Origin of the sequence: Aeromicrobium sp. REDSEA-S38_B2 (assembly GCF_001628525.1) — a bacterium.
In the GTDB taxonomy this organism is placed as follows: domain Bacteria; phylum Actinomycetota; class Actinomycetes; order Propionibacteriales; family Nocardioidaceae; genus Aeromicrobium; species Aeromicrobium erythreum.
The window spans coordinates 1-24,453 of record NZ_LUNH01000038.1 but is presented as its reverse complement, the minus strand read 5'-3'; the positions used below and the strand labels follow the sequence as shown (position 1 = coordinate 24,453).

Below are 24,453 nucleotides of genomic sequence, written 5' to 3'. Positions count from 1 at the left end.
AGACGAGGACGCATGGTGAACGTGGCAGCGACGGTCTGGTCCAACGCGGAACGCGACCCGCAGCGGATGGCGGTGCGCTCCGGGCGGGGCGACCTGACCTACGGCGAGCTCCGGGAGGCGAGCGCCCGCGTCGGCGGCGCCGTGGCCGCAGCGGGTCTGCGCCCCGGGGACCGCGTGGTCCTGATCGCGCCCAGCATCGTGGAGTTCCCCGTGCTCTACCTGGGCCTGCACGCCGTCGGCGTCAGCGTCATCACGATGAACACGATGGCCACGGCCGCCGAGATCGGCTACGTGCTCGACGACGCGGAGGCGTCGCTGGTGCTGGCCTGGCACGAGTGCGACGCTGCTGCGTCCGCCGCCGCTGCCGAGCGGGGCACCACCTTCTGGCGCGTCGAGGACGGCGCGCGCTTCGACACCGATCCGCTGCCGGCCGCGCACGACCACGCCCCCGACGACACCGCGATCATCCTCTACACCTCCGGCACCACCGGCCGGCCCAAGGGCGTCGAGCTCACCGCGGCCAACCTGATCGACACCACCGACTCGTTCCTGCCCGTGCTCAACCTGACGGCGGAGGACCGCTTCGGCACCGGCCTCCCGCTCTTCCACGTGTACGGCCAGGCGGTCGTCATGAACACGGTGCTGGTCACCGGAGCGTCGCTCTCGCTGCTCGCGCCCTTCGAGCCGACCGCGATGCTGGAGATGGTCCGCCGCGACCGCCTGACGGTCCTCGCCGGCGTGCCGACGATGTGGAACGCGATGCTGCACGCCGCGACCGACGCGTTCGGTCCGTCGGACTTCGAGCAGCTCCGACTGGCCACGTCCGGCGGCGCGTCGCTGCCGGTGGAGGTCATGCGCGCCTTCCGCGACCGATTCGGCTGCACGATCCTGGAGGGCTACGGCCTCACCGAGTCGACCGGTGCGGCCACCTTCAACGACATCAACCGGCCCCAGAAGGCGGGCACGGTCGGACCGGCCCTGCCAGGCACCGCGATCGAGGTCCGCGACCCGCTCGGCGCGGTCGTCGGGCCCGACGTCGTCGGCGAGGTCTTCCTCAAGGGCCCGACGATCATGAAGGGCTACCGCAACCGTCCCGACGCCACGGCCGCCGACCTGCAGGACGGCTGGCTCAAGACCGGCGACCTCGGCCGGCTCGACGCCGAGGGCTACCTCAGCATCGTCGACCGCGCGAAGGACCTGATCATCCGCGGCGGCTACAACGTGTACCCCCGCGAGGTCGAGGAGGTGCTGTACGAGCACCCCGACGTCGTCGAGGTGGCCGTGGTCGGCGTGCCCGACGCCCACTTCGGCGAGGAGGTCGCCGCGGTCGTCGCCCTGCGCGAGGGCGCGGAGCTGACCGGTGAGGAGCTGCGCTCCTGGGCCAAGGTGCAGCTGTCGGCCTACAAGGTGCCCCGGCTCTACCAGTTCGTCACCACGCTGCCGAAGGGCGCGACGGGCAAGATCCTGAAGCGCGAGATCGACCGCGACGCGATCCGCACGGCGGAGGTCGGCGCATGAAGGTCGAGGGGAGCGTCGCGGTCGTCACCGGCGCGGCAGGCGGCATCGGCCTGGCCGTCGCGCAGCGGCTGCTGGAGCACGGGGCCCACGTGGTCGTCACCGACCTCGACGCCGCGCGCACCAGCGCGGCGGTCGCGTCGCTCGAGCCGCACGGCGCCGACCGCGTCGCCGGGCTGGCGGGCGACTGCTCGCTCGAGGCCGACGTGCAGGCCGTGCTCGACCTCGCCGTCGAGCGCTTCGGGCCCGTCGACCTCTACGTCGCGAACGCCGGGGTCGGCCTCGGGCAGGGCCTGGAGTCCTCGGAGGAGGACTGGAGCACCTCGCTCGACGTCAACGTCATGGCGCACGTCCGCGCGGCCCGTCTCCTGGTGCCGGGCTGGCTCGAGCGGGGCCGGGGCTACTTCCTGAGCACCGCGTCGGCCGCCGGTCTCCTGACGCAGATCGGCTCGCCGACGTACTCGGTCACCAAGCACGCTGCCGTGGCCTTCGCCGAGTGGCTGTCGGTCACCTACGGAACCCGAGGCATCGCCGTCAGCTGCCTGTGCCCGATGGGGGTCAACACCGCCATGCTCAACGGGGGAGCCGACTCCGACGACCCGACCGCGCGCCAAGGTGCGAGAGCGGTCACCGAGGCGGGCGGCGTCCTCGAGCCGCTCGACGTGGCCGACGTCGTCCTCGACGCGATCGACGACGAGCGCTTCCTCGTGCTCCCGCACCCGGAGGTGCTGGAGTTCTACCGCCGCAAGGCCTCCGACTACGACCGCTGGCTGGCCGGCATGCGTCGCTACCAGGACACGCTCGCATGAGCGCCGCGACGACGCCGCGCTGCCGGGCGGCCCTGTTCGACTTCGGCGGGGTGCTCACGACGAGCGTGCTCGACGCGTTCGGCGACCACAGCGAGCGGATCAGCGGCGACCGCGGGCTGCTGCTGCGCCTGTTCGGTGGCCGTGACGCGAAGGCCAAGCAGCTCCTCGTCGACCACGAGGAGGGTCGTCTCGACCACGACGGCTTCGAGGCCGGGCTCGCCGAGCGGCTGCGCGCCCACGGCGTCGAGGTCGAGGCGGAGGGACTCGTCGCGGGGCTGCAGTCGGGCCTGCGGCCCGACACGGCCATGCTCGACGTCGTCGCCGACCTGCGGGCCGCGGGCGTGCCCGTCGGGCTCGTCTCGAACTCGCTCGGCCGCGACTGCTACGCCGGGTACGACCTGCCGGCCCTCTTCGACGCCGTGACCATCTCCGGTCAGGAGGGCGTCCGCAAGCCGTCGCGGCGGCTCTACGAGATCGGCTGCGAGCGCCTCGGCGTCGCGCCGCACGAGGTCGTCATGGTCGACGACCTCGCCCAGAACATCGTCGCTGCCGAGCGTCTCGGGATGGCTGGCGTCGTGCACCGCGAGGCGGAGGAGACCGCGGAGCAGCTCTCGCAGCTGCTCGGGGTCGACGTGAGGAGGACCGCCGCACTGCGGTGATCGAGGGGGAACAGCACCACCCCGGAACGGCCACCCGGCCGGTCCACCCAGCACAGGTCCGCCCGCCCGGGCGACCACTCTCAGGAGGACACATGAACGTTCGACGCTTCGGCCTCGGCCTGGTGGCAACGGCGGCGCTGGTCGTCACCGCCGCCTGCGGCAGCGGGGACACCGGTGGCAGCGGTGGTGGCGGAGGGGACGACACCTACACGATCGGCATCGTCAAGTTCGCCTCGAGCGAGGAGACCTCGGAGGCGGCCATCGCGGCGTTCCGTGAGGAGGCCGAGGCCAAGGGCTGGAAGACCACGGCGGTCGACCCCCAGGGCGCGGTCGAGAAGGCCAACGGCGCCATGCAGGACTTCGTGCAGAAGAAGGTCGACCTCATCGTGACCGCCGTCTTCGACAGCAAGACGCTGACGGCCGGTGCGCAGGCCGCGAAGGCCGCAGGCATCCCCGTCGTCTCGATCTCCGGCGGCACCACGGACGGCATCACCGCGAACCTCGACTCCGGCGTCGCGGTCGGCGCGCCCGTCGCGAAGCAGCTCGTGGAGGACATGGGCGGCAAGGGCGAGCTCTTGGTGATGGGCTACAAGAGCGGTCTGCCGTGCATCGGTCGCGAGGAGGCGCTCGACGACGCGCTGAAGGGCACCGACATCAAGGTCACCCGCAACGAGGTGCCGATCCCCGGCCAGGTCGAGGGCGGGACGCAGTTCGCGCAGGCCTGGCTGGCCAAGCACCCGAAGGGGTCGACGCCGCTCGCGATCTGGGGCTGCTTCGACGACCCGGCGCTCGGCGCGGTCTCCGCGGCGAAGTCCGCCGGGCGCGACGACGTGAAGATCTACGGCATCAACGGCACCCCGGCCGCCATCAAGGCGGTCGAGGCGGGCGACATGCGCGCCACCGTCTTCCTGCAGGTGCCCGAGGCCGGCAAGAAGTTCGCCGACATGGTGCCGGAGTTCATCAAGGGCGGCGTCGACGCGGAGCCGCAGGAGGTCGAGCTGCCGAACATCCTCGTCACGACCGACTCGGTCACGCAGTTCCTGGCCGACAACCCCGACGCGACGAAGTAGTCCGATGACCGACACGTCCTCGAGGGTCCGGCCCGCCGGCCCGACCCCGACCGAGCACCCCCAGGAGTCCCTCATGGTCGAGACGACCCCGCTCGACGGTCCGACGGCGCCGACGGTGACCGAGCCGCCGTGCCTGGAGATGTCCGGCATCTCCAAGCAGTTCGGCGGTCACCAGGCCCTCAAGGACGTGTCCATCGCCCTGCACCCGGGCCAGGTGCTGGCCCTGTGCGGCGCCAACGGCGCGGGCAAGTCGACGCTCGTGCGCATCCTCGCGGGGGTGGAGAGCGCCGACAGCGGCACCATCCGCGTCCGTGGCCAGGAGGAGAGCATCGCCACCCCGGGCGACGCGACCCGGCTCGGCCTCAGCTTCATCCACCAGGAGCTCAACCTGGTGCCCAAGTTCACCGCGCTGCAGAACATCGCGATGGGGGCCGACCACACCCGACGTTCCGGCGTGCTCGACCTGCGCGGTCTGCGTCGCAAGGCCCTCGCCGTCATGGACCGCATCGGCTACGCCGTGCCCCTCGACGCCAAGGTCGAGCAGCTCTCGGTCTCCGACCGCTGGATGGTCTCGCTCGCCCGGTCGCTGATGCGCGACGCGCGCATCGTCGCGATGGACGAGCCGACTGCCTCCTTCACGCAGGAGGAGGCCGACCGGCTCTACGGCATCGTCGACGAGCTCACCGCCGACGGCGTCGGGATCCTGTACATCTCGCACCGGCTCGAGGAGGTGCTGCACGTCAGCGACGACGTGACGGTGCTGCGCAACGGTCGCCTCGTGGGCAGCTACGCGGCTCGCGACCTCGACGTCGCGAGCCTCACGCGGCACATCGTCGGCCGCGACGTCGACGACCTGACCCACCGCGTCACCGACACCGACCCGACGACCGCGCCCGTGCTCCTGCAGACGTCGGGCCTGACCCGGGAGCCCCGGGTGCGCGACGTCGACCTGACGATCCACGAGGGGGAGATCCTCGGCGTCGCCGGCCTCGTGGGCGCCGGCCGCACCGAGCTGGCCCGGCTGCTGATCGGCGCCGACCCCGCGCAGTCGGGCAGCATGACGCTCGACGGGACGCCGTACCGGCCTCGCTCGCCGTTCGACGGCATCAAGGCCGGGGTCGCGCTGGTGCCGGAGGAGCGACGCTCCCAGGGGCTCGTGCTGCGCAGCTCGGTCGCCTCGAACATCACCATGGCCTCGATGCGGGATCCTCGCCGCCGGCTCGGCACCTTCAGCCCCCGCCGGGCGGCCGCGACGGCGCGCGACGCGGTCACGCGCTTCGGCGTGAAGACGTCGTCGGTGCACGACGCCGTGGGCCACCTCAGCGGCGGCAACCAGCAGAAGGTCGTGGTCAGCAAGTGCGTGCTGACCGGACCGCGGCTGCTGATCCTCGACGAGCCCACCGTCGGTGTCGACGTCGGCGCCCGTGGAGAGATCTACGACATCATCCGCGACCTCGCCGCGTCCGGGACGTCGATCCTCATGATCTCCAGCGACTTCGACGAGCTCGCCATCTGCGACCGCGTCGTCGTCATGCGCGAAGGGGCGCTGACCCACTCGGTGCCCGCCTCGCGCGCCACGAAGGACCACCTCACCTCGCTGTGCTTCGGGACCACCGAGCACCTCGGCACGACAGAACAGGACCCGTCATGACCGCTGCACTCGTCGACGTCCCCGTCCTCCAGGCACCGCCGCGCAGCGCGCGCGTGTGGCGCTGGTTCGGCCGCTACGGCGCGCTCCTCGTGCTCGCGCTGCTCGTGGTCGGCACGAGCGCGCTGGAGCCCGAGACCTTCGCCACCTGGGACAACTTCATCAACATCCTCAACCAGAGCGCCCTCTCGGCGATCATCGCGATGGGCCTCACGTTCGCCCTCGTGACGGGGGAGTTCGACCTCAGCATCGGCAACGTCGCGAGCCTGTCGGGCGTGCTGGCGTGCACCGCGATGGTCAGCCACGACGTCTCGATCCCGGTCGCGTTCCTGCTGGCCGTCGCCATCGGTGCCGCGGTGGGACTGGCGAACGGTCTCGTGGTCACGCTGCTCAACGTCAACGCGCTCGTCGCGACGTTGGGCATCGGCACGGTCGCCGTCGGCATCAACTACGCGGTGGCCGGCGGCCTGCCGGTCAGCCTGACCGATCCCGGGCCGTTCATCCAGATCACGCTCGGGCGCTTCCTGGGCATCCCGTACCCCGTGTTCATCATGCTCGGCCTCGCGGCGGCGCTGTGGTTCGTGCTCAACCGCACCGTGCTGGGCCAGTCCATGCAGGCCGTCGGCGGCAACCCGGTGGCGGCCCAGCTGTCGGGCATCCGCGTCGACCGGGTCCGCGTCGTCGCGTTCGTCATCTGCGGCATCTGCGCCGCCCTGACGGGTCTGCTGCTCGCCTCGCGCACCGGCAGCGCGGCGGTCTCCGGCGGCGACACCTACCTGCTCGCAGCCTTCGCGGCGGCCTTCTTCGGCTCGGCGGTGCTGCGCGACGGCGAGTTCCACATCATCGGCACGCTCGTGGGCGTCATCACGGTCTCGGTGGGCTTCAACGCCATCGCCCTGATCGGCCTGGAGACGTACTGGCAGTACCTGTTCCAGGGCCTGCTGCTCATCCTCGGCGTCGGGGTCGGCTCGCTCGCCCGGCACCGTGCCGCGGCAGCACACTGACTGCACAGTTTCTGAACCTGAACTCGGATTCATGTTAGGATGACGACCATGACGGACCGGCCCGCAGCCCAGCACGAGGAGCTCGTGCTCGCGGAGCGCCTCGGCGGGGTGCTGCTGCTGACGCTGCACCGCCCCGAGCGGCTCAACGCCTGGACGAACGCGCTCGAGGACGCCTACTACGGCGCCCTGCTGGAGGCCGACGCCGACCCCGACGTCCGCGCGATCGTGGTCACCGGTGCCGGCCGCGGCTTCTGCGCCGGCGCGGACATGGAGGACCTCGCCGGGGTGGGCGACGCCACTGACGAGCAGATCGACCGCCCGCACCCGAGGCACCTCCCGCTCACGCTGCACACCCCGCTGGTCGCCGCGGTGAACGGCGCCGCCGCCGGCCTCGGGATGGTCGAGGCGCTCTACGCCGACGTGCGGTTCGCCTCGCCCCGTGCCGTCTTCCTCACCGCCTTCGCGCAGCGCGGGCTGGTGGCCGAGTACGGCATGGCGTGGCTGCTGCCGCGGCTCGTCGGGCACGGCCGTGCCAGCGACCTGCTGCTCTCCGGCCGTCGGGTCGACGGCGAGGAGGCCGCCCGCATCGGCCTCGTCGAGCACCTCGTGCCCGCCGACGAGCTCGTCGAGCGCGCCGTGGCGTACGCCCAAGGCCTCGCGACGTCCTGCTCCCCGTGGTCGATGGCCACGATCAAGTCCCAGCTGCTGCTCGACGCCGAGCGCAGCTTCGCCGAGTCGGTGCGGTCGGCCGACGCCCTGATGCGCGAGTCCTTCCGGGGCTCCGACATCGCCGAGGGCGTCGCCAGCTTCACCGAGCGGCGCCCCCCGGTGTTCGCACCGCTGACGAAGGAGATCTGATGGAGTTCGCACCGAGCCAGAGGTCCGTGGAGTACCAGGAGAAGCTCCTGGAGTTCATGGACGACTACATCTACCCCGCCGAGTCGATCTACGCGGCGCAGATGGCGGAGTCGGGCAACCCGAACTTCCACCCGCCGATCCTCGAGGAGCTCAAGACCGAGGCGCGCAAGCGTGGGCTCTGGAACCTCTTCCACCCGCACGAGCGCGAGGACTGGGGCTCGCCCGGCCTGAGCAACCTCGACTACGCCCCGCTGGCCGAGATCACCGGCCGCAGCCCGTACATCGCGCCCGAGGCGATCAACTGCAACGCTCCCGACACCGGCAACATGGAGGTGCTCGAGCTCTTCGGCACCGAGGAGCACAAGGAGAAGTGGCTCAAGCCGCTGCTCGCCGGCGAGATCAACTCGGCCTTCTGCATGACCGAGCCGGAGGTCGCCAGCTCCGACGCCACGAACGTGCAGCTGCGGATGGACGCCGACGGCGACGAGTACGTGCTGAACGGCCGCAAGTGGTTCGCCTCGAACGCGCTGCACGCCAACTGCAAGGTGCTCATCGTCATGGGCAAGACGAACGTCGAGGCTGCGACGCACCGCCAGCAGTCGATGATGGTCGTCCCGCTCGACACCCCCGGCATCACGATCGTCCGCGGCCTGCCGGTCTTCGGCTACATGGACCGCGAGGGCCACGCCGAGATCCTGTTCGAGGACGTGCGGGTGCCCAAGACGGCACTGCTGGCCGGCGAGGGCGACGGCTTCATGATCAGCCAGGCCCGTCTCGGACCCGGTCGCATCCACCACTGCATGCGCTCGATCGGCATGGCCGAGCGTGCGCTCGACCTCATGATCCAGCGCGCGCAGAGCCGCGTCACGTTCGGCGAGCCGGTCGCGAACCGCTCCAACATCCAGGACTGGATCGCCGAGGCGCGCATCGAGATCGAGATGATCCGCCTGCTGACGCTCAAGACCGCGTGGCTGATGGACACGGTCGGCAACCAGAAGGCCCGCGTCGAGATCGCGGCCATCAAGGTGGCGGCCCCGCAGGTCGCGCTGAAGATCATCGACCGCGCCATCCAGGTGCACGGGGGCGGCGGCATCACCGACGACTTCCCGCTCGCCAGCTTCTACGCCCACCAGCGCACGCTGCGCCTGGCGGACGGTCCGGACGAGGTGCACAAGCGCACGCTGGCGCAGGTCGAGCTGCGCCGCATCGACGCGGACTGGAACAAGAAGAAGTGACCGGGTCGCTCGACGGGCGCACCGCGATCGTCACCGGGGCGTCGCGGGGCATCGGCCTCGCGGCCGCCGCGGCTCTCCACGACGCCGGTGCGAACGTCGTGCTCACGGCGCGGACGGAGGAGGCGGCCGCCGAGGCCGCCGCCTCCGTCGGCCCGCGGGCGGTGGGCGTCGGCGCGCACGTGACCGACGAGGACCTCGCCCGCGCCTGCGTGGAGCGGACGATGGAGCGCTTCGGCAGCGTCGACGTGCTCGTCAACAACGCGGGCACGAACCCGGCCTACGGGCCGGTGCTGCAGCAGGACCACGGCCGGTTCGCCAAGACGCTCGACGTCAACCTCTGGGGCCCGATCCTCTGGTCGCGGCTCGTGGTCGACGCCTGGATGGGCGAGCACGGCGGGTCGATCGTCAACACCGCCTCCATCGGAGGCCTGTCGGTGGGCCCCGACCTCGGCGTCTACCACGTGTCGAAGGCGGCGCTGATCCACCTGACCAAGCAGCTCGCGATCGAGCTGGGCCCGGGCATCCGGGTCAACGCCGTGGCCCCCGGAGTCGTGCGCACCCGTCTCGCCGAGGCGCTCTGGAAGGAGCACGAGGCGGCGGTCGACGACCGCACCCCGCTCGGGCGCATCGGCGAGCCCACCGACGTCGGTGCGGCCATCGCGTTCCTGGCGTCACCGGCCGCGTCATGGATCACCGGCGAGACGCTGGTGATCGACGGCGGCCAGATGATCGGCGCCGGCGCGGCGCTCGACCGGCTCGCGACCCAGGGCGGCTGAGGTGACCACGACCGAGCAGGGCGCGGCCACGCAGGGCCCGGTGACCGACGCCCCGGCTCTCGACCTGGCCGTGCTGGCAGGCCTGCTCCGGGCCGACGGACTCGAGGTGGACGGCACGCTCGACGCCGTCCGCGTCGGTCGCGGGCAGTCCAACCTCACGTACCTCGTGTCCGACGACGCGGGGCACCGGTGGATCGTGCGTCGCCCGCCCCGCGGCGAGCTGCTCGCGTCGGCCCACGACGTGCTCCGCGAGCACCGGATCCTCGCGGCGCTGGGCGCCACGTCGGTGCCGGTGCCGCAGGTGCTCGGCCGCTACGTCGACGCTGCGCTCGCCGAGACGCCGGTGGTCGTGATGGAGCACGTCGACGGCCTCGTCGTCGATCGCGAGGAGACCGCGCACGATCTCGGCATGTCGCTGCGGGCGGCGATCGGGCCCTCTCTCGCCCGCACGCTCGCCGCGGTGCACGAGGTCGACGTCGACGAGGTGGGCCTGGGTGACCTCGCGTCACGTGCGCCCTACGCGCAGCGCCAGCTGAAGCGCTGGTCGCGCCAGTGGGAGGCCTCGCGCACGCGCGACCTCCCCCGCCTGGACGCGATGACCGACCTGCTGCGACGTCGCGCGCCGGGGCCGTCAGCGCACGAGGGCCGCACCGTGGCGCTCGTGCACGGCGACTTCCACATGCGCAACGTCATCCTCGACCCGGACCTCGGTGACGTCGCGGCGGTGCTCGACTGGGAGCTGAGCACGTTGGGCGACCCGCTCGCCGACATCGGCAGCCTGCTGGCCTACTGGCCGGAGGCCGGGGACGGCCCCACGCTGATGTTCGCGGCGTCGGCACTGCCCGGCTTCGCCACGCGCGAGCAGCTGGCCACCACCTACCTCGAGGCGTCGGGCCGTGACCGCGCCGACCTCGACTACTGGCACGCCCTCGGGCTCTGGAAGATCGCCGTCATCGCCGAGGGCGTCCTGCGCCGTGCGCTCGACGACCCGCGCAACGCCGCCGACGGCGGACCCCCCACCCCCCAGGCCGTCGAGCAGCTCGTCGAGCGCGCCTGGGCGGTCGTCGAGACCGCCGGCCTCGACCACTGACCACACCCCCGCACCCACCCGTTCGTACCGAAGGAGCAGACATGACCGAGACGCCGTACGTGGGCGACTTCCTGAAGGACTCGCCGAGGAACTGGGGCAAGTGGGGCCCGGACGACGAGGTGGGCTCGCTCAACTACCTGACCAGTGCCGAGGTGCTCCGCGGCGTCGCGGAGGTCCGCTCCGGCGAGGTCTTCACGCTCCAGGTCCGCATGGGTGACCCGTCCGGCGATCCCGTGTGGCCCGGTCGCGAGGGCATCCAGCGCAGCAACGTCATGGACGAGGGCTTCTTCCAGCGTGGTGAGGGCGTCGAGACGCCCGGCGGCGCGCACTACTCCGACGACGTCGCGACGATGTACCTGCAGGCCTCGACGCAGTACGACTCCCTCGGCCACGTCTGGTACGACGGGCAGATCTGGAACGGCTACGACGCGGCCACGACGGACGGCGCGATGCAGAAGGCGTCGGTGCTGCCGATCGCCGAGCGCGGCGTCGTCGGGCGTGGCGTGCTGCTCGACGTCGCCCGGCACCGCGGCAAGGCGGCGCTCGACAAGGGGGAGACGTTCACGCACGAGGACCTGCTCGACGTCGCCCGGGCGCAGGGCTGCACGATCGAGAAGCACGACGTGCTGGTCATCCGGACCGGCTTCATCGGCTCCTTCTACCGCCAGTCCGCCGAGGAGTTCTACGACGGCTTCCTCGAGCCCGGCCTCACCTACAGCCCCGAGCTCGTGCAGTGGTTCCAGGACATGGAGATCCCGAACCTCGTCACCGACACCATCGCCAACGAGGTGACGGTGGAGCCGTCGTCGGGCGTGACCCTGCCGCTGCACAGCGCGCTCATGCGCAACCTCGGCGTGGCGTTCACCGAGATCGCCTGGCTCGAGGACCTCGCGGCAGCCTGCGCCGCCGACGAGCGCTGGACGTTCCTCTACACCGCCGCGCCGCTCAAGATCGTGAGCGGCACCGGCGCCCCCGTGAACCCGGTGGTCGTGCGATGAGCGCGCTCGACGTCGTCGCGACCCTCGAGGCGCAGGAGGGCCGCGGCGACGAGCTCGTCGCCGTGCTGCAGGCCTCGCTCGCGACGGTCCGGGCCGAGGACGGGTGCCTGCGCTACGACCTGCACCGGGTCAGGCGCCGGCCCGACGAGGTCGTCATGGTCGAGCGGTGGGCCTCGGTCGACGCGCTGAAGGCGCACGGCGCCGCCGAGCACTTCCAGCGGACCTCGGCCCAGCTCGCCGACCTGCTCGCTGCGCCGCCGGTGGTGCGTGTGCTCGAGGCGGTCGACGTCGCGGACCCCGCATGAGCGTGGAGGCGGCCCGGCCCGGCCGGGCCGCCTTGCACCTCGGACCCTCGTTCGTTAGAACAGCACCATGACCGACAGATCCGCGACGGAGCGCCTCGACGAGGTGCCGGCGCTCGCGGACACCTCGGGCATGAAGGAGCCACCCACCACGGCGCGTGGCGTGCGCACGCGCGCCGCCCTGGTGGCCGCGGCGCGCACCGTCTTCGAGCGCGACGGGTTCCTGGCCTCGCGGCTGACCGACATCACCGCCGAGGCGAAGTGCTCCATCGGCACCTTCTACACCTACTTCACCTCCAAGGAGGAGGTGTTCACGGCGGTGCTCGAGGCGGCCCAGGACGACATGCTGCACCCGGGGATGCCCCGCGTCGACGACGCCGACGACCCGGTCGCCGTCATCGAGGCCAGCAACCGCGCCTACTTCGAGACCTACCAGCGCAACGGTCGGCTGATGCGGCTGCAGGAGCAGGTGGCGACGATCGACGAGGACTTCCGTCGGCGCCGACTCGAACGCGGCGAGGCGTTCGCGCGGCGCAACGCGAAGAGCATCGAGAAGCTCCAGCAGGACGGCCGCGTCGACGCCACCCTCGACCCGATGATGACCTCGCGCGCCCTCTCGGGCATGGTGAGCCGGCTGGCCTACTCGAGCTTCGCGCTGGGCGAGGACTGGCCCGTCGACGACCTCGTCGAGACGTCGACCCGGCTGTGGGCCAACGCCCTCGGACTCACGACTCCCCGCTGAGTCAGAGCTCGAGCACCAGCTTGCCGGTGTTCCCGCCGTCGAACAGCATCAGCAACGTGTCCCCGAAGGCGTCCACGCCGCCGCGCACCACGGTCTCGCGCGCGACGAGCGAGCCGTCGCGCAGCCGTGCCGAGAGGTCGGCGATCGCCTCCGGGTAGCGGTCCTCGTAGTCGAAGACCACGAAGCCGGTCATCGAGGCCCGGTTGACGAGCAGCGACATGTAGTGCGCCGGGCCGGGCGCCGGCTCCGTGGCGTTGTACGTGGAGATCGCGCCGCAGAGCGCGATGCGTGCGCCGCGGCGCAACGTGCGCAGGGCGCTGTCGAGCACCTCGCCGCCGACGTTGTCGAAGTACACGTCGACGCCCTCCGGAGCGATCGCGCGCACGGCGCGGTGCACGGCACCCTCGCGGTAGTCGATCGCGGCGTCGAACCCCAGCTCCTCGGTGAGCCAGCGCGTCTTCTCCGGGCCGCCGGCGACGCCGATGACGCGGCAGCCGTGCGCCTTGGCGAGCTGGCCGACCACGCTGCCGACGGCTCCGGCTGCCCCGGAGACGAGCACGGTCTCCCCGGGCTGCGCGCGGGCGACGTCGAACAGGCCGAACCAGGCCGTGAGGCCGGGCATGCTGAGCGCGCCGAGCCACGTCGGCGCCGAGGCGACGTCGAGGTCGACGGGGGAGAGGTCGCTGCCACGCAGCACGGCATGATCGGCCACCCCGGTGATGCCGCTGACGGCGTCGCCGACCGCGTGCTCGGGCGAGCGGGACGCAAGGACCGTGCCGACGCCGAACGCGCGCATGACCTCGCCGACGCCGACGGGCGGCACGTAGGAGCGGACGTCGTTCAGCCAGCCGCGCATGGCGGGGTCGAGGGACAGGTGCGTCACGCGGACCAGGACCTCGCCGTCGCCGAGCGCGGGGAGCTCGGTGTCGACCACGTCCCAGGTGCCGGCGTCGGGCAGCCCGACGGGACGGGCGCGCAGGCGGACCTGCCGTGCGACGGTCATCGGCCGCTGCCCTCGGGGTACTCGGTGAAGCGACCGACCGAGTGCGCGACGCAGATCGGCTTGTCCGACCCCTCGCGCTCGAACGTCTGGCGCGTGACGATGTGGGCCGACCCGCCACCGACGTCGTCGACCGAGACGACCGTGGCGTGCATCCGGATGCGAGAGCCCACGGGCAGGGGTGCGGGGAAGCGGACCTTCTCGTACCCGTAGTTGAGGCTGTGGGCGAACCCGTCGAAGGCCATCAGGTCCTCCATGAACCGCGGTCCGAGCGAGAGGCTGTACAGCCCGTGGGCGATGGTGCCGCCGAACGCGCTGTCGGCGGCGCGCGCCGGGTCGACGTGGATCCACTGGTGGTCGCCGGTCAGCTCCGCGAACGCGTCGATGCGCTCCTGCGTGATGTCGTGCCACGCGGTGGGGCCCAGGTCGGAGCCGACGAGGTCCTGCAGCTCCTGGATCGACGTGGGACGGGGGACGGCGGGGGTCGTGGTCATGACCGGGTGCTCCTCGGGTCGGGTGCTCGCAGCCTAGATGAACCTGAATCCGGATTCAAGTACGCGACGTCGGGATCGCTCCTTGACGGTGACCTGTGACCTGGGACACGCTGTACTCCAGCTTGGACCTGAACCTGAGTTCAACTCCGAAGGGATCCCGATGACCACCGTCCAGACCGTGACCGGCCCGATCGACTCCAGCGAGCTGGGCCGGACGCTCGTCCACGAGCACGTGTTCGTGCTGAACACCGAGTACAACCAGAACTACCAGGACGACTGGGACGAGGAGGAGCGGATCCGCGACGCGGTGGAGAAGCTCACCGAGCTCAAGGGCCTCGGCATCGACTCGATCATGGACCCGACCGTGCTCGGGCTCGGTCGCTACATCCCCCGCATCCAGCGCATCGCCGCCCAGGTCGACCTGCAGATCGTCGTGGCCACCGGGCTCTACACCTACAACGACGTGCCCCACCAGTTCGAGCACCGTGGACCGGGCCTCCTGGTCGACATGCCCGAGCCGCTCACCGAGATGTTCGTGAAGGACGTCCAGGAGGGCATCGCCGGCACCGGCGTGCGCGCGGGCATCCTCAAGTGCGCCATCGAGCTCGCCGGCCTCACGCCGGGCGTCGAGCGCGTCATGCGCGCCGTCGGTCAGGCCCACGTGCAGACGGGCGCCCCGATCACGGTGCACACCAACCCGGCCAACGAGTCGGGGCTCGTCGCCCAGCGGGTGCTCGAGGAGGAGGGCGTCGACCTGTCGAAGGTGATCATCGGCCACTCGGGCGACACCAACGACGTCGACTACCTGTGTCGGCTGGCCGACGCCGGGTCGATGCTCGGCATGGACCGGTTCGGCCTGGACCTGTTCAACCCGATGCAGGAGCGCGTCGGCACGATCATCGAGCTCGTCCGGCGAGGCTACGTCGAGCACGTGACCCTCGCCCACGACGCCAACTGCTTCATCGACTACTTCAGCGCCGACGCCAAGGCCCACGCCGCCCCGAACTGGCACTTCCGGCACATCAGTGAGGACGTCATCCCAGCGCTGCTCGAGGGCGGTCTGACGGAGGCCGACGTCGAGACGATCCTCGTCGACAACCCCCGCCGGCACTTCGAGTAGATCGCCAGCGCGGGCCCGTTTGCGTGGGGCCCCACGCAAACGGGCCCGGGGGAGCGGGGACGCCACGGGCCGGCGGCGTCGAGGACGCTCGCCGGCCCGGTGGGGGTGCTGCGGGGCGGGTCAGCCCATGCGGCGGACCTTGTACGAGCTCGTCCAGATGCGCTCGCGCTTGACCGACTGGCCGGTGCGCGGCGAGTGCCAGATCGTGTTGTCGCCCGCGTAGATGCCGACGTGGTAGGCGCCGTTGCCGCCGTAGAAGACGATCAGGTCGCCGACACGCTTGCGGTACTTCGAGATCTTGATGCCCTGCTTCGCCTGCTGGCCCGCGGTGCGGCCGAGCGTGGTGACGTGGGCCTTGCGGAAGACGTAGCGGGTGTAGCCCGTGCAGTCGAAGCCCGAGCGCGACGTGCCGCCCCACTTGTAGGGCGTGCCCCGCAGGGACTTCGCGATCTTCATGACCTTCTTGTTCTCCTGCGGCGTGAGCGCGGAGGCGCTGCCGGCAGCGAGCGTGGTGCCGAAGGAGAGGGACAGCAGGAGCATGGCGACGCCGAGGGCGCGCGTGACGTGACGCATGTGGTTCCTTCACGACGCTTGCGGAACGTGACCTGTCGGGCTCGTGCTGGAAGGTGCACGCCACACGTGGTGGTAAGCCCCGAGCGCCTCGGGGGAGGCGCGGACTGCTCGGCGGTCCCGCTCCACCCTGGATGTGTTCAGCGGATCGCACGGGAGAGGGTGGACTCAGCGCACCCGTGCGCGGGCCTCCCTTGTCTGAGGCCTCGGCGAGCATAGGTGCTCGCCGGGCCGGACGGGGGCCGAATGGCCGTTCCGGTGTCTCTGGAGGAACCTCCAGGAACACCGTTCTCGCCTTGCTTTGCAGCCCAGAACGCCCTCCCCCCGATCTGGCCCCCGCAGCGCCGGTGCGGCGAAGGTCACGGCGTGCGACGGGCCGGGGGGACGCGATACCCGTCCCTCGGACCCGCTTCCGTGAAAGGATCGACGCAGTTTCGTCGTACCGTCCAGGGGCCAGCATGCTCGACGTCGTCTCGTTGCGCGTCTCCTTCGCCGTCGTGGCGGTCACGCTGCTCGCGCTGTTCTACTTCGTGGCCTACCGCTCGACCCGGTCCGCCTACGCGGGCTGGTGGTGCGTGGCCCTCGGCGCGTTCCTCGCGGGTTCGGCTGCCTACCTCCTCGACGGCACGTCGCAGCAGTGGTGGGGCAACCCGCTCGGCAACGTCTGCATCGTGGCCGGGGCCGCCTCCGTCTGGGCCGGTGCACGGGCGGTCAGCGGGCTGCGCGTCAGCTGGCTGGCGGTCGCAGCGTCGCTGGTCGTGCTGCTGGTCGCGTCGGCCCTCGACCACCCGGGCCGCAACGACTGGTCCGGCGGCCCGTTCTTCCTCGGGCTGATGACCGTCTACCTGGCGCTCGCGGCGACGGAGCTGCACCGCGCCTGGAGACGGCTGCCCGCCCCGGGGCCACGCGCCCGCGTGTACCGACCGATCCTGCGCTCGCTCACGCTCATGTGCACCGGCGTCGCGGCCTTCTACCTGGCGCGCTTCGTCGCCTTCCTCGCCGTCGGCCAGGACGGCCGCCTGTTCGACGTGTTCCTCGGCAGCCAGGTCACCACCCTCGTCACCACCGTCATGCTGGCGACCGTGTCGTTCAGCATGACGGCACTCAGCTACGCCGACGACACGATCGACCTGCGCGCCCGCGCGACCCGCGACGGTCTGACCGGCCTGCTCAACCGCGACGAGCTGATGCAGCAGCTGGCCCAGCGGTGGAACGCGCACCGGCGACGCGCGGTGCACGGCGTCGTCGTGATGGCCGACCTCGACCACTTCAAGCGGGTCAACGACGTGCACGGGCACGCGGCCGGCGACTTCGCGCTGCAGATGTTCGCCGCCGCCTGTCGCTCGGCGCTCGGGCCGGAGGACCTCGCCGGTCGCGTCGGGGGCGAGGAGTTCGTGCTCTACCTCGACCGGGCCGACCTCGACGACGCCCGCCAGGCGGTCGAGCAGGTCAGCTCGATGCTGCAGCACGGGTCGCTGCCCGACGGCACCGTCCTGCCGACGGTGAGCTACGGGCTCACCGTCGCGCGCCGCGGCGACGACCCCGACGTGGCGATCGGTCGCGCCGACCGCGCGCTCTACGTCGCCAAGAGCGAGGGCCGGGACCGGGTGGCCGTGGCCGACGGCGACGAGAAGGCCCCCGCGGCCCCGCGACCGCCTACGATCGCGCCATGAGCGACTGGCGTGCCGATCGGGTGCAGCAGGTGCGCGACCTCGTGCGGGCGGCGGCGCCCGACGCGGTCGAGGAGGTCAAGTGGCGCAAGCCGTCGAACCCCGACGGGGTGCCGACATTCTCGTGCGACGGGCTGCTCTGCACCGTGGAGACCTACAAGGACAAGGTGAAGGTGACGTTCGCGCGCGGGGCGTCGCTCGACGACCCGGCCCACGTGTTCAACGCCAGCCTCGACGCGGGCACCCGCCGGGCGGTCGACCTGCGCGAGGACGACACGCTCGACGCCGACGCGTTCACCGCCCTGGTGAGCGCGGCCGTGGCCCACAACCGCGCCTGACCGGCTCGGGGGCTGGCCCCGTCGCCGCTCGTCCCTAGACTGGCCGACGTGGACCATCCTCCGAGTACCAGCCGCGACCTCCCCCCGTCCGTCGACGGGAGGTCGTGATGGACACCGGCACCCTGCTCAACCTGGCGCTCGTCATGGTCTTCGTCCTCGTGGGCGGCGTGTTCGCGGCCACCGAGCTGGCCTTGGTCTCGCTGCGCGAGAGCCAGCTCGGCCAGATGGAGCGCAGCGGCTCGCGCGGTCGCAAGGTCGCGGAGCTCGCCCGTGATCCCAACACCTTCCTCGCGGCCGTCCAGATCGGGGTGACCGTCGCGGGCTTCCTGTCCGCCGCCTACGGCGCCTCGACCCTCGCCCCCGACGTCGCACCGTCGCTGGAGGCGCTGGGGCTGAGCCCGGGCGCGGCCTCGAGCCTCGCCCTCGTCGGCATGACGCTGCTCATCGCCTACCTGTCGCTCGTCTTCGGCGAGCTCGTGCCCAAGCGGTTCGCGCTGCAGAAGTCGGGCACCATCGCCCTGCTCGTGGCGCCGCCGCTGTCGCGCTTCGCGACGCTCATGCGCCCGGTCATCTGGCTGCTGTCGTTGTCGACGAACGTCGTCGTGCGGCTGCTCGGCGGCAACCCGCACGCGACGAGCGAGGAGATGACCGAGGACGAGCTGCGCGACCTGGTGGGTGCGCACGAGAGCCTCGAGGACGACGAGCGCCAGATCCTGCAGGACGTGTTCACGGCGACCGACCGGACGCTGCGCGAGGTGATGCGACCGCGGGGCGCCGTCGACTTCCTCGACGGCGGCATGAGCCTGGCCGAGGCCGCGGGTGCCGCCCTCGCCATGCCGCACTCGCGCTACCCGGTCACCCGGCGGCGCTCCAGCGACGACGTCCTCGGCTTCGTGCACGTGCGCGACCTGCTGGCCGTGCCGACCGACTCCGACGCGAAGGTCGTCGCCGACATCGTGCGCGAGATCCCGGTGCTGCCGAGCACGAACCGGATCCTGCCCGCCATGGCGCAGATGCGCAGCGAGGGCGTGCACATCGCGCTCGTGGTCGACGAGTACGGCGGCACCGACGGGATCGTCACCCTCGAGGACATCATCGAGGAGCTCGTGGGCGAGATCCGCGACGAGTACGACCTGGCCGAGAAGGCCGAGCTGCTGCACTCGCCGGAGGGCGACGACCTCGACGCCGGCATGCACCTCGACGACCTCGAGGAGCTGACCGGGCTGGAGCTGCTCCACGAGTCCGGCCACTACTCGACGGTCGCGGGTCTGGTGCTCGAGCGGCTCGGGCACATCCCGCAGGTGGGCGAGACGGTCGACATCGGTCCGTACCGCCTGACGGTGACCGCGGTCGACGGCCGCCGCATCGACCGCGTCACGCTGACGACGCGCCCGAGCGACGAGCCGTCCGCGGACGGTGCCGACGTCGAGGCGGAGCGGCCGGACGGCGACGAGCGACGCTGACCGCTCCGCGCCGCCCTCAGAGGAGGTCGACCAGGCCGCGCAGCTCCGAGCGCCGGGTCACGCCCAGCTTCTTCATGGCGCGGTGCAGGTGCGACTCGACGGTGCGCACGCTCACGAACTGCTCGCGGGCGACCTCGGCGTTCGACCGTCCCTGCAGCACCGCCATCACGACCTCGCGCTCGCGCGCCGTCAGCGACGGCCCGGTCGTCGTCCGCTCCGCCACGAACACCGCCTCGGGATGGAGGCGACGGAGCTCGCCGAGCTCCGCCGCGAGCGCGCGGGCTGAAGCGCCGGGCGGTGCCAGCCGAGAGGCGGCGAGCGTCAGGCGATAGGCGCCGACGACGGCGCCGTGCTCGAGCATGTCGTGCCGCAGGCTCGTCATCGCCTCGACGTCGCACGCATCCCGGGCGGCGATGGCGCGGAAGTAGAGCGCCGTGAGCGGGCTGTCCACCGTGCCGGAGCACGTCTCGGCAAGCTCTCGTGAGCGCGGCGTCGAGCAGATGTCCCTGGCGTGGATCGCCAGGATGGCCGCGGTGCTCAGCCACCCTCGACGGCGGGCGTCCTCGGCGTGGTCGAGGAGTGTCTCCGAGGCCGCCTCGGGCCGCCCTGACGACCGGAGGACGGCCGTGTGCCGCCAGGCGGCAGTGTCGTACGGATCAGGGCCCAGCTCAGGACCGTCGGGCGCCCAGGTGTGGAGCGCCGAGGCGAGCGCGGGGTCGTCGTCCCACAGGGAGAGGACGGCGGCCAGCTGCGGCGTGGAGACGCTGTCCTGGGCCGCGCCCTCCCAGGGGAGCGCCAGCGCCGTCTCGACGTACCGCCGGGCGAGACCGAGCTGTCCGCCGACGAGCATGAGCACGCCCACGCTCGACCCGACGTAGGCCACCTGGTCGAGCCTGCCGCTGGCGACCGCGTCGTCCACGGTCTGCGTCACCAGGGCGCGGGTCGTCCGCAGGTCGCCGCGGAACGCGGTCACCAGGCTCTGCAGGCCGCGCAGGCGCGGGACGAGGCGCACGACGTCGCCGGACTCGTCGGCCAGCGTCGACGCGAGGGCGAGGTCGTCGTCGGTCGCCGTGAACCGCCCGGTGGCGAGGGCGTCGTAGAGACGCGCCTCGCAGGCCTTCGCCCGGGCCAGGGCATGGGCGCCCGGGTCGTCGGCCGGGGGCTCGTGGCGGTGGGCGACACCGGCCACGACCTCCAGGACGGTGGTGGCTGCGGCCAGGGCCAGCCGCACGTCGTCGGACCCGTCGTCGAGCCGCGCCAGGTGCTCGCGCGCCGACGTGAGCAGGGACAGGTCGGACGTGAGTCGTGTCGACCGCTCCGCGAGGCCGAGGACCCGGGCGAGGGTCGGCGCCTCCGCCGTGCCGCCGGAGACGAGCTGGGTCGAGAGGTCGTGCGGGTCGGGCGCTGCTGCCTGGCGGACGAGCTGGGCACGCCACCCGAGCTCGCGCGGAACGGGACCGACCACGCAGCCCGGCGCCGGTCCGTCGACCTCGACCGGTGGCACCCACATCGGCGGCGACGCGGAGCGGGCGACGGCGTCGGACGTCCGGCGGACGTGCTCGGCGAGCAGGGCCGACACGAGGACGGCACGGCCGTCGCCGCGTCGGACCGTCCGCACGTGCCCGAGGCTCTCGAGGCGTTCGACGGCGTCCAGCGCCGCGGGGGGCAGCGTGCCGAGCGTCGAGCGCCCGGCGGTGGCGAGCGTGGTGAGCCAGTGGCAGTCAGCGGGCGGCAGCTCGCGCAGAAAGGCCTGCCACAGACCGTCGAGCGAGCGCGAGACGAGGGGGCCACGCAGGTCCCACGCGCCGTCCACCTGCGTGATCGAGCCGTCGAACACACCGTCGTCCACGAGGTGCTCGGCGACGCCGACGACGCCACCGGACAGGGCGAACACCTCGCTCAGCAGCCTCGCGCTGACCGCCCCGCCGAGCCTCTCGCGCAGCGTCGACAGCAGGGAGGAGGGTGCGAGGCTCGGGGCGTCGACCACCACCGGGGCCCCGCTGACGACCCGGGGGGCCGCCCTGCCCGCGAGGTCGGTGCGGTACGCCGCCGCCACCACGAGACCACGTCGCTCCAGGTGGCGCAGGACGGCGACGGACTGGGCGTCGAGGTGGTCGGCGTCGTCGACCAGCAACGCCGCAGGCCCGCTGCTCGGCAGCCGGCGTCGGACGGCCTCGACCGCCGCGCGCAACGGGTTGGGCCCCGCCAGCGTGGCGGACTCGAGCAGACCGCTGATGAGCAGCGCGCCGAACGGGTGGTCGCGCAGCGGCTCGCTGCCCTCGACCCGTCGGTGGGGGACGCGGCGCGACGTCGAGAGCTCGCCCAGACGGTCGAGGAGCGTGGTCCGTCCGCTGAGTCGCCGACCGCGGATCTCGATGCTGCGGCCCTCCTCCAGCGCCGTCGTCATGCTCTGCTGTTGTCGCCCTGCCACGTCCACGTCGCAGTCCCCCTGTCTCCTGTGACTCGTCGGCAAGCATGCTCCCCCGGCAGACGCAGGACCAAGCGCGCGACTACGCAAATGGATGGACGGCCTACGCAACTTCGCGCCTCGCTGTGGACCGGCGCGGCGCGGGCGCACCAGGGTCTCCCGGGAGAGCAGCACCGCGTCACCGGCACCCGCGTCGTGGACCGGCGACGGGTGCCCACAGGCGGAGCAGGACGGAACGAGGTCACCGTGGGAATGACAGCACGCATGGTGCGCATGGCGGTCTCTGTTGCCGTCGTCGCCGCGCTCGCGGTCGGGGTCGCGACGCCACCTGCGTCGGCCGACGTCGCGGGTGCCGTCGCGTCGGAGCGGGGAGACGCCACGAGCGTCTACGCCGACGGTCCGGGCCCGTACGAGGTGGCGTCCACCGCCGCGCTCGGCGACTGCCGTCTCGTCCAGCGCTGGATCCTGCAGCTCGCGATCGGCGACGCGGACCCTCGCTGCAGCGACGCGTTCCCCTACGGCTTCGACCAGCCGATCAGCTCGGTCGTCTACTACCCGCAGGGCGTCCCCGGTGACGGTCGGCTGCCTGTCGTCGACTTCGTCGGCGGGATCTTCTCCGACGTCGGCAACTACGACACGCTCGCGCGGCACTGGGCCAGCCACGGGTTCGTCGTGACCGTCTCGTCGGACTTCGTGAACTCCGGCCCGGAGATGCACCTGCTGGGGCTGGCGACCGCCCGGCGGCTCGACGCCGATCCGACGTCGCCGTTGCACGACCGGGTCGACCTCGGCCGGGTCGTGCTCGCGGGTCACTCCGCGGGTGGTGCCGCCGCGCTGCAGGCCGCGAGCGTGCCGGCCGACCTGCTGACGCGGCTCGACCCGCGGCTGCGGGTCAGCGGGACCCTGGCGGTCGAGCCGGGTCCCGGCGCCCTCGGCTCGACCGTGCGGACGCCGGTCCTCGTCCTCGCCGGCGCCCGGGACACGACCGTCCCGGCCGGCTCGTGGCCGCTGCTCACCCAGAGCGGACTCGTGCGGTCGGTGCCGGGCTGGTTCGCGACCGCACGGACCGCCGACCACTTCAGCCCGGTACGCACGAACCTGGCCGATGACGAGTTCGCCGGCATCACCACCGCGTACCTGCTCTACCGCGGCACCGGTGACGCGGAGGCGAGCACGTTCTTCGAGGGCCCCGACTACCGGCTGGCCCGCGACACGACGTTCATCACCCATCCGCTGAACCCGCTGCGCGTGCGTCGCAACGCCGCGGCCGGTGCGCTGTGACCGACATGCACCGCGGTCGCGGACGAGCGAGGTCGCCGGACCCCGACCCGCCCGACGGGAGCCGATCCCGGACGCCCTCGGAGTGCGACAGACGCCGCCCTCCAGCCCACGAGCACGACGTCTTGAAAGGACGACACCGATGACGCAGGACCTGAGACGACAACGACGACAGCGGCGCAGGCGGACGACCATCGCCGGCACCGCCCTCATGGGCCTGGGCCTGACGATGGCGGCGCAGTCCGCGATGGCCGGCGACGAGCCCGGCGGCTTCAGCGGGGCGGTCCGCAACTACGGCGTGTTCGCGGGCGCGTCGCTGCTCGACAACCGCATCAACCTGCGCGCCAACGTCGCGGAGGGCGTCGCGGTGGCCGACAGCGCGGGCCTGAGCCCGTACCAGGGCACCGGCGTCGGCTCCTACGCCGTCCCGTCGTCGATCGCGAACGACCCGGAGTCGCGCTCCTACGCCCGGGCCTCGCCCATCGGCGCCGGTGCCGTCGGGCTGAACCTGCAGATCGTGAAGGCCGAGTCGGCGGCGACCACCGTCGTCGACGGCCAGCGCGACGACCAGGACTTCGGCAACCTCACCATCCCGACCCTCGGGTCGCTCGAGGCGCTGACCGGTGCCGCGGAGGCGCGCTGGAACGCGCAGACCGTCGCCCAGGGCGGACGCCTCTCCTACGCCGAGACGAACACGGGCAAGCTGACCCTCATCGACCCGACCCTGGGGTTCCCGCTGCCGGGCTCGATCTTCCCGGTCGGCGAGGCGGACCTCGGGCAGAACACGAGCGAGGTCAGCCTCGTGCCCGACAGCGCCGTCTGCCCCGACGGGTTGGCGCTCCAGAGCGAGGCGACGTGGAACTTCGCCGACGTGCAGCTGTTCGACGGGCTGGTGGCCGTGTCGTGGGGCGGTGACGCGGGTGGACCCGACGACATCGCGCGGATCGTCGCGAAGGCGAACGGCAAGCCGGCGGGCGCCACGCTGGAGGTCCCGGAGCTGCCGGACATGCAGATCAAGATCGGCGACGCCGCGCTGAAGCTCGAGCCCGGTCTGTCGATCGAGCTCAGCCAGGTCTTCAACGGCTCGCCGGTGGGCGAGTCGCTCAGCCGGCTCGTCGACGGCGAGCTCAACTACGGCGGCATCACGAACGTGGTGGAGGCGTCCGACGGCACGCACGCCGCGGGCTCCATGAACGGTCTCACGGCCGACCTCACGATCGCGCCGATCCCGGGCGTCGCACCGAACGGCCTGGGCTCCGCGGAGCTCGGGTTCGAGCGGGTCGACGTCGACGCCAAGGCCGCGTCGGGCGGCATCAACTGCACGGGCGGCACGGACAACTCGGGCACGGACAACTCGGGCACGGACAACTCGGGCACGGACAACTC

Annotated in this window: 23 protein-coding genes; 19 read left to right on the top strand and 4 right to left on the bottom strand. The window is 72.1% G+C overall.

Annotated elements, in window-relative coordinates; all coding sequences use genetic code 11:
* Positions 1 to 12: 12 nt before the first annotated feature.
* From A6Q81_RS09285 to A6Q81_RS09225, 13 genes are all read left to right on the top strand, one after another.
* On the top strand, positions 13 to 1,518 hold the full coding sequence (locus A6Q81_RS09285) for an AMP-binding protein (protein ID WP_286690282.1): 1,506 nt from the start codon (positions 13 to 15) through the stop codon (positions 1,516 to 1,518).
* A complete protein-coding gene (locus A6Q81_RS09280; RefSeq protein WP_286690281.1) occupies positions 1,515 to 2,324 on the top strand; it encodes an SDR family oxidoreductase in 810 nt (269 codons plus the stop codon). Before A6Q81_RS09285 ends, A6Q81_RS09280 begins: the two co-directional genes overlap by 4 nt.
* Positions 2,321 to 2,983: an HAD family hydrolase gene (locus A6Q81_RS09275; RefSeq protein WP_286690280.1), complete on the top strand. Its 663-nt coding sequence runs from the start codon at positions 2,321 to 2,323 to the stop codon at positions 2,981 to 2,983. Before A6Q81_RS09280 ends, A6Q81_RS09275 begins: the two co-directional genes overlap by 4 nt.
* Before the next feature lie 92 nt (positions 2,984 to 3,075).
* Complete coding sequence (locus A6Q81_RS09270) at positions 3,076 to 4,053, top strand: sugar ABC transporter substrate-binding protein (protein ID WP_286690279.1); 978 nt, start codon at positions 3,076 to 3,078, stop codon at positions 4,051 to 4,053.
* A gap of 4 nt (positions 4,054 to 4,057) precedes the next feature.
* Complete coding sequence (locus A6Q81_RS09265; protein ID WP_286690278.1) at positions 4,058 to 5,704, top strand: sugar ABC transporter ATP-binding protein; 1,647 nt, start codon at positions 4,058 to 4,060, stop codon at positions 5,702 to 5,704.
* The gene (locus tag A6Q81_RS09260) at positions 5,701 to 6,705 is read left to right on the top strand and encodes an ABC transporter permease (protein ID WP_067853988.1); all 1,005 of its coding nucleotides are present in this window, start codon (positions 5,701 to 5,703) and stop codon (positions 6,703 to 6,705) included. Before A6Q81_RS09265 ends, A6Q81_RS09260 begins: the two co-directional genes overlap by 4 nt.
* A gap of 48 nt (positions 6,706 to 6,753) precedes the next feature.
* Positions 6,754 to 7,563, top strand: coding sequence for an enoyl-CoA hydratase-related protein (locus A6Q81_RS09255; protein ID WP_067853993.1), 810 nt, complete (start codon positions 6,754 to 6,756; stop codon positions 7,561 to 7,563).
* Positions 7,563 to 8,798 (top strand): acyl-CoA dehydrogenase family protein, encoded by a 1,236-nt coding sequence (locus A6Q81_RS09250; protein ID WP_067853996.1) that lies wholly within the window; start codon positions 7,563 to 7,565, stop codon positions 8,796 to 8,798. Before A6Q81_RS09255 ends, A6Q81_RS09250 begins: the two co-directional genes overlap by 1 nt.
* Positions 8,795 to 9,574 (top strand): SDR family oxidoreductase, encoded by a 780-nt coding sequence (locus tag A6Q81_RS09245; RefSeq protein WP_286690277.1) that lies wholly within the window; start codon positions 8,795 to 8,797, stop codon positions 9,572 to 9,574. The genes A6Q81_RS09250 and A6Q81_RS09245 overlap by 4 nt, the downstream gene beginning before the upstream one ends.
* A 1-nt stretch (position 9,575) precedes the next feature.
* Entirely contained in the window at positions 9,576 to 10,664 is a 1,089-nt protein-coding gene (locus A6Q81_RS09240) for a phosphotransferase family protein (RefSeq protein ID WP_286690276.1), read from the top strand.
* A gap of 41 nt (positions 10,665 to 10,705) precedes the next feature.
* Positions 10,706 to 11,662 (top strand): cyclase family protein, encoded by a 957-nt coding sequence (locus tag A6Q81_RS09235; protein ID WP_286690275.1) that lies wholly within the window; start codon positions 10,706 to 10,708, stop codon positions 11,660 to 11,662.
* Positions 11,659 to 11,967, top strand: coding sequence for a putative quinol monooxygenase (locus tag A6Q81_RS09230; protein ID WP_067854002.1), 309 nt, complete (start codon positions 11,659 to 11,661; stop codon positions 11,965 to 11,967). Before A6Q81_RS09235 ends, A6Q81_RS09230 begins: the two co-directional genes overlap by 4 nt.
* A 67-nt stretch (positions 11,968 to 12,034) precedes the next feature.
* Entirely contained in the window at positions 12,035 to 12,706 is a 672-nt protein-coding gene (locus A6Q81_RS09225) for a TetR/AcrR family transcriptional regulator (protein WP_083516185.1), read from the top strand.
* A 1-nt stretch (position 12,707) separates the two neighbouring features.
* Here A6Q81_RS09225 and A6Q81_RS09220 read toward each other — a convergent pair whose 3' ends face one another.
* On the bottom strand, positions 12,708 to 13,709 hold the full coding sequence (locus A6Q81_RS09220) for an NADP-dependent oxidoreductase (protein ID WP_286690274.1): 1,002 nt from the start codon (positions 13,707 to 13,709) through the stop codon (positions 12,708 to 12,710).
* Positions 13,706 to 14,200: a MaoC family dehydratase gene (locus tag A6Q81_RS09215; protein ID WP_067854008.1), complete on the bottom strand. Its 495-nt coding sequence runs from the start codon at positions 14,198 to 14,200 to the stop codon at positions 13,706 to 13,708. The genes A6Q81_RS09220 and A6Q81_RS09215 overlap by 4 nt, the downstream gene beginning before the upstream one ends.
* A gap of 160 nt (positions 14,201 to 14,360) precedes the next feature.
* Here A6Q81_RS09215 and A6Q81_RS09210 point away from each other — a divergent pair, with 160 nt between their 5' ends.
* Entirely contained in the window at positions 14,361 to 15,320 is a 960-nt protein-coding gene (locus A6Q81_RS09210; RefSeq protein WP_286690273.1) for a phosphotriesterase family protein, read from the top strand.
* 120 nt (positions 15,321 to 15,440) lie between these two features.
* Here A6Q81_RS09210 and A6Q81_RS09205 read toward each other — a convergent pair whose 3' ends face one another.
* Positions 15,441 to 15,893: a C40 family peptidase gene (locus A6Q81_RS09205; RefSeq protein ID WP_067854014.1), complete on the bottom strand. Its 453-nt coding sequence runs from the start codon at positions 15,891 to 15,893 to the stop codon at positions 15,441 to 15,443.
* 455 nt (positions 15,894 to 16,348) lie between these two features.
* Between A6Q81_RS09205 and A6Q81_RS09200 the strand changes: the two genes are divergently transcribed.
* From A6Q81_RS09200 to A6Q81_RS09190, 3 genes are all read left to right on the top strand, one after another.
* The gene (locus A6Q81_RS09200) at positions 16,349 to 17,563 is read left to right on the top strand and encodes a GGDEF domain-containing protein (RefSeq protein WP_083516186.1); all 1,215 of its coding nucleotides are present in this window, start codon (positions 16,349 to 16,351) and stop codon (positions 17,561 to 17,563) included.
* Positions 17,560 to 17,898 carry a DUF1801 domain-containing protein gene (locus A6Q81_RS09195; RefSeq protein ID WP_067854017.1) on the top strand — a complete coding sequence of 113 codons (339 nt, stop codon included), beginning with the start codon at positions 17,560 to 17,562 and terminating at the stop codon, positions 17,896 to 17,898. The genes A6Q81_RS09200 and A6Q81_RS09195 overlap by 4 nt, the downstream gene beginning before the upstream one ends.
* A gap of 107 nt (positions 17,899 to 18,005) precedes the next feature.
* Positions 18,006 to 19,361 carry a hemolysin family protein gene (locus tag A6Q81_RS09190; protein ID WP_286690272.1) on the top strand — a complete coding sequence of 452 codons (1,356 nt, stop codon included), beginning with the start codon at positions 18,006 to 18,008 and terminating at the stop codon, positions 19,359 to 19,361.
* Between the two features lie 16 nt (positions 19,362 to 19,377).
* Here the strand turns inward: A6Q81_RS09190 and A6Q81_RS09185 are convergent, their stop codons facing one another.
* Positions 19,378 to 21,768, bottom strand: coding sequence for a helix-turn-helix transcriptional regulator (locus A6Q81_RS09185; protein WP_286690271.1), 2,391 nt, complete (start codon positions 21,766 to 21,768; stop codon positions 19,378 to 19,380).
* A 273-nt stretch (positions 21,769 to 22,041) separates the two neighbouring features.
* Between A6Q81_RS09185 and A6Q81_RS09180 the strand changes: the two genes are divergently transcribed.
* Positions 22,042 to 23,070 carry an alpha/beta fold hydrolase gene (locus A6Q81_RS09180; RefSeq protein WP_286690270.1) on the top strand — a complete coding sequence of 343 codons (1,029 nt, stop codon included), beginning with the start codon at positions 22,042 to 22,044 and terminating at the stop codon, positions 23,068 to 23,070.
* A 139-nt stretch (positions 23,071 to 23,209) separates the two neighbouring features.
* Positions 23,210 to 24,453: hypothetical protein (locus A6Q81_RS09175; protein WP_286690269.1), on the top strand; the 1,244-nt coding region annotated here is incomplete at its 3' end.

Coding starts and splice junctions, on each gene's coding strand:
- A6Q81_RS09275 (WP_286690280.1), top strand. CDS start 2,321: ATGAGCGCCGCGACGACGCCGCGCTGCCGGGCGGCCCTGTTCGACTTC.
- A6Q81_RS09250 (WP_067853996.1), top strand. CDS start 7,563: ATGGAGTTCGCACCGAGCCAGAGGTCCGTGGAGTACCAGGAGAAGCTC.
- A6Q81_RS09260 (WP_067853988.1), top strand. CDS start 5,701: ATGACCGCTGCACTCGTCGACGTCCCCGTCCTCCAGGCACCGCCGCGC.
- A6Q81_RS09270 (WP_286690279.1), top strand. CDS start 3,076: ATGAACGTTCGACGCTTCGGCCTCGGCCTGGTGGCAACGGCGGCGCTG.
- A6Q81_RS09205 (WP_067854014.1), bottom strand. CDS start 15,893: ATGCGTCACGTCACGCGCGCCCTCGGCGTCGCCATGCTCCTGCTGTCC.
- A6Q81_RS09230 (WP_067854002.1), top strand. CDS start 11,659: ATGAGCGCGCTCGACGTCGTCGCGACCCTCGAGGCGCAGGAGGGCCGC.
- A6Q81_RS09215 (WP_067854008.1), bottom strand. CDS start 14,200: ATGACCACGACCCCCGCCGTCCCCCGTCCCACGTCGATCCAGGAGCTG.
- A6Q81_RS09210 (WP_286690273.1), top strand. CDS start 14,361: ATGACCACCGTCCAGACCGTGACCGGCCCGATCGACTCCAGCGAGCTG.
- A6Q81_RS09195 (WP_067854017.1), top strand. CDS start 17,560: ATGAGCGACTGGCGTGCCGATCGGGTGCAGCAGGTGCGCGACCTCGTG.
- A6Q81_RS09255 (WP_067853993.1), top strand. CDS start 6,754: ATGACGGACCGGCCCGCAGCCCAGCACGAGGAGCTCGTGCTCGCGGAG.
- A6Q81_RS09285 (WP_286690282.1), top strand. CDS start 13: ATGGTGAACGTGGCAGCGACGGTCTGGTCCAACGCGGAACGCGACCCG.
- A6Q81_RS09265 (WP_286690278.1), top strand. CDS start 4,058: ATGACCGACACGTCCTCGAGGGTCCGGCCCGCCGGCCCGACCCCGACC.
- A6Q81_RS09200 (WP_083516186.1), top strand. CDS start 16,349: ATGCTCGACGTCGTCTCGTTGCGCGTCTCCTTCGCCGTCGTGGCGGTC.
- A6Q81_RS09280 (WP_286690281.1), top strand. CDS start 1,515: ATGAAGGTCGAGGGGAGCGTCGCGGTCGTCACCGGCGCGGCAGGCGGC.
- A6Q81_RS09190 (WP_286690272.1), top strand. CDS start 18,006: ATGGACACCGGCACCCTGCTCAACCTGGCGCTCGTCATGGTCTTCGTC.
- A6Q81_RS09225 (WP_083516185.1), top strand. CDS start 12,035: ATGACCGACAGATCCGCGACGGAGCGCCTCGACGAGGTGCCGGCGCTC.
- A6Q81_RS09235 (WP_286690275.1), top strand. CDS start 10,706: ATGACCGAGACGCCGTACGTGGGCGACTTCCTGAAGGACTCGCCGAGG.
- A6Q81_RS09220 (WP_286690274.1), bottom strand. CDS start 13,709: ATGACCGTCGCACGGCAGGTCCGCCTGCGCGCCCGTCCCGTCGGGCTG.
- A6Q81_RS09185 (WP_286690271.1), bottom strand. CDS start 21,768: ATGACGACGGCGCTGGAGGAGGGCCGCAGCATCGAGATCCGCGGTCGG.
- A6Q81_RS09180 (WP_286690270.1), top strand. CDS start 22,042: ATGACAGCACGCATGGTGCGCATGGCGGTCTCTGTTGCCGTCGTCGCC.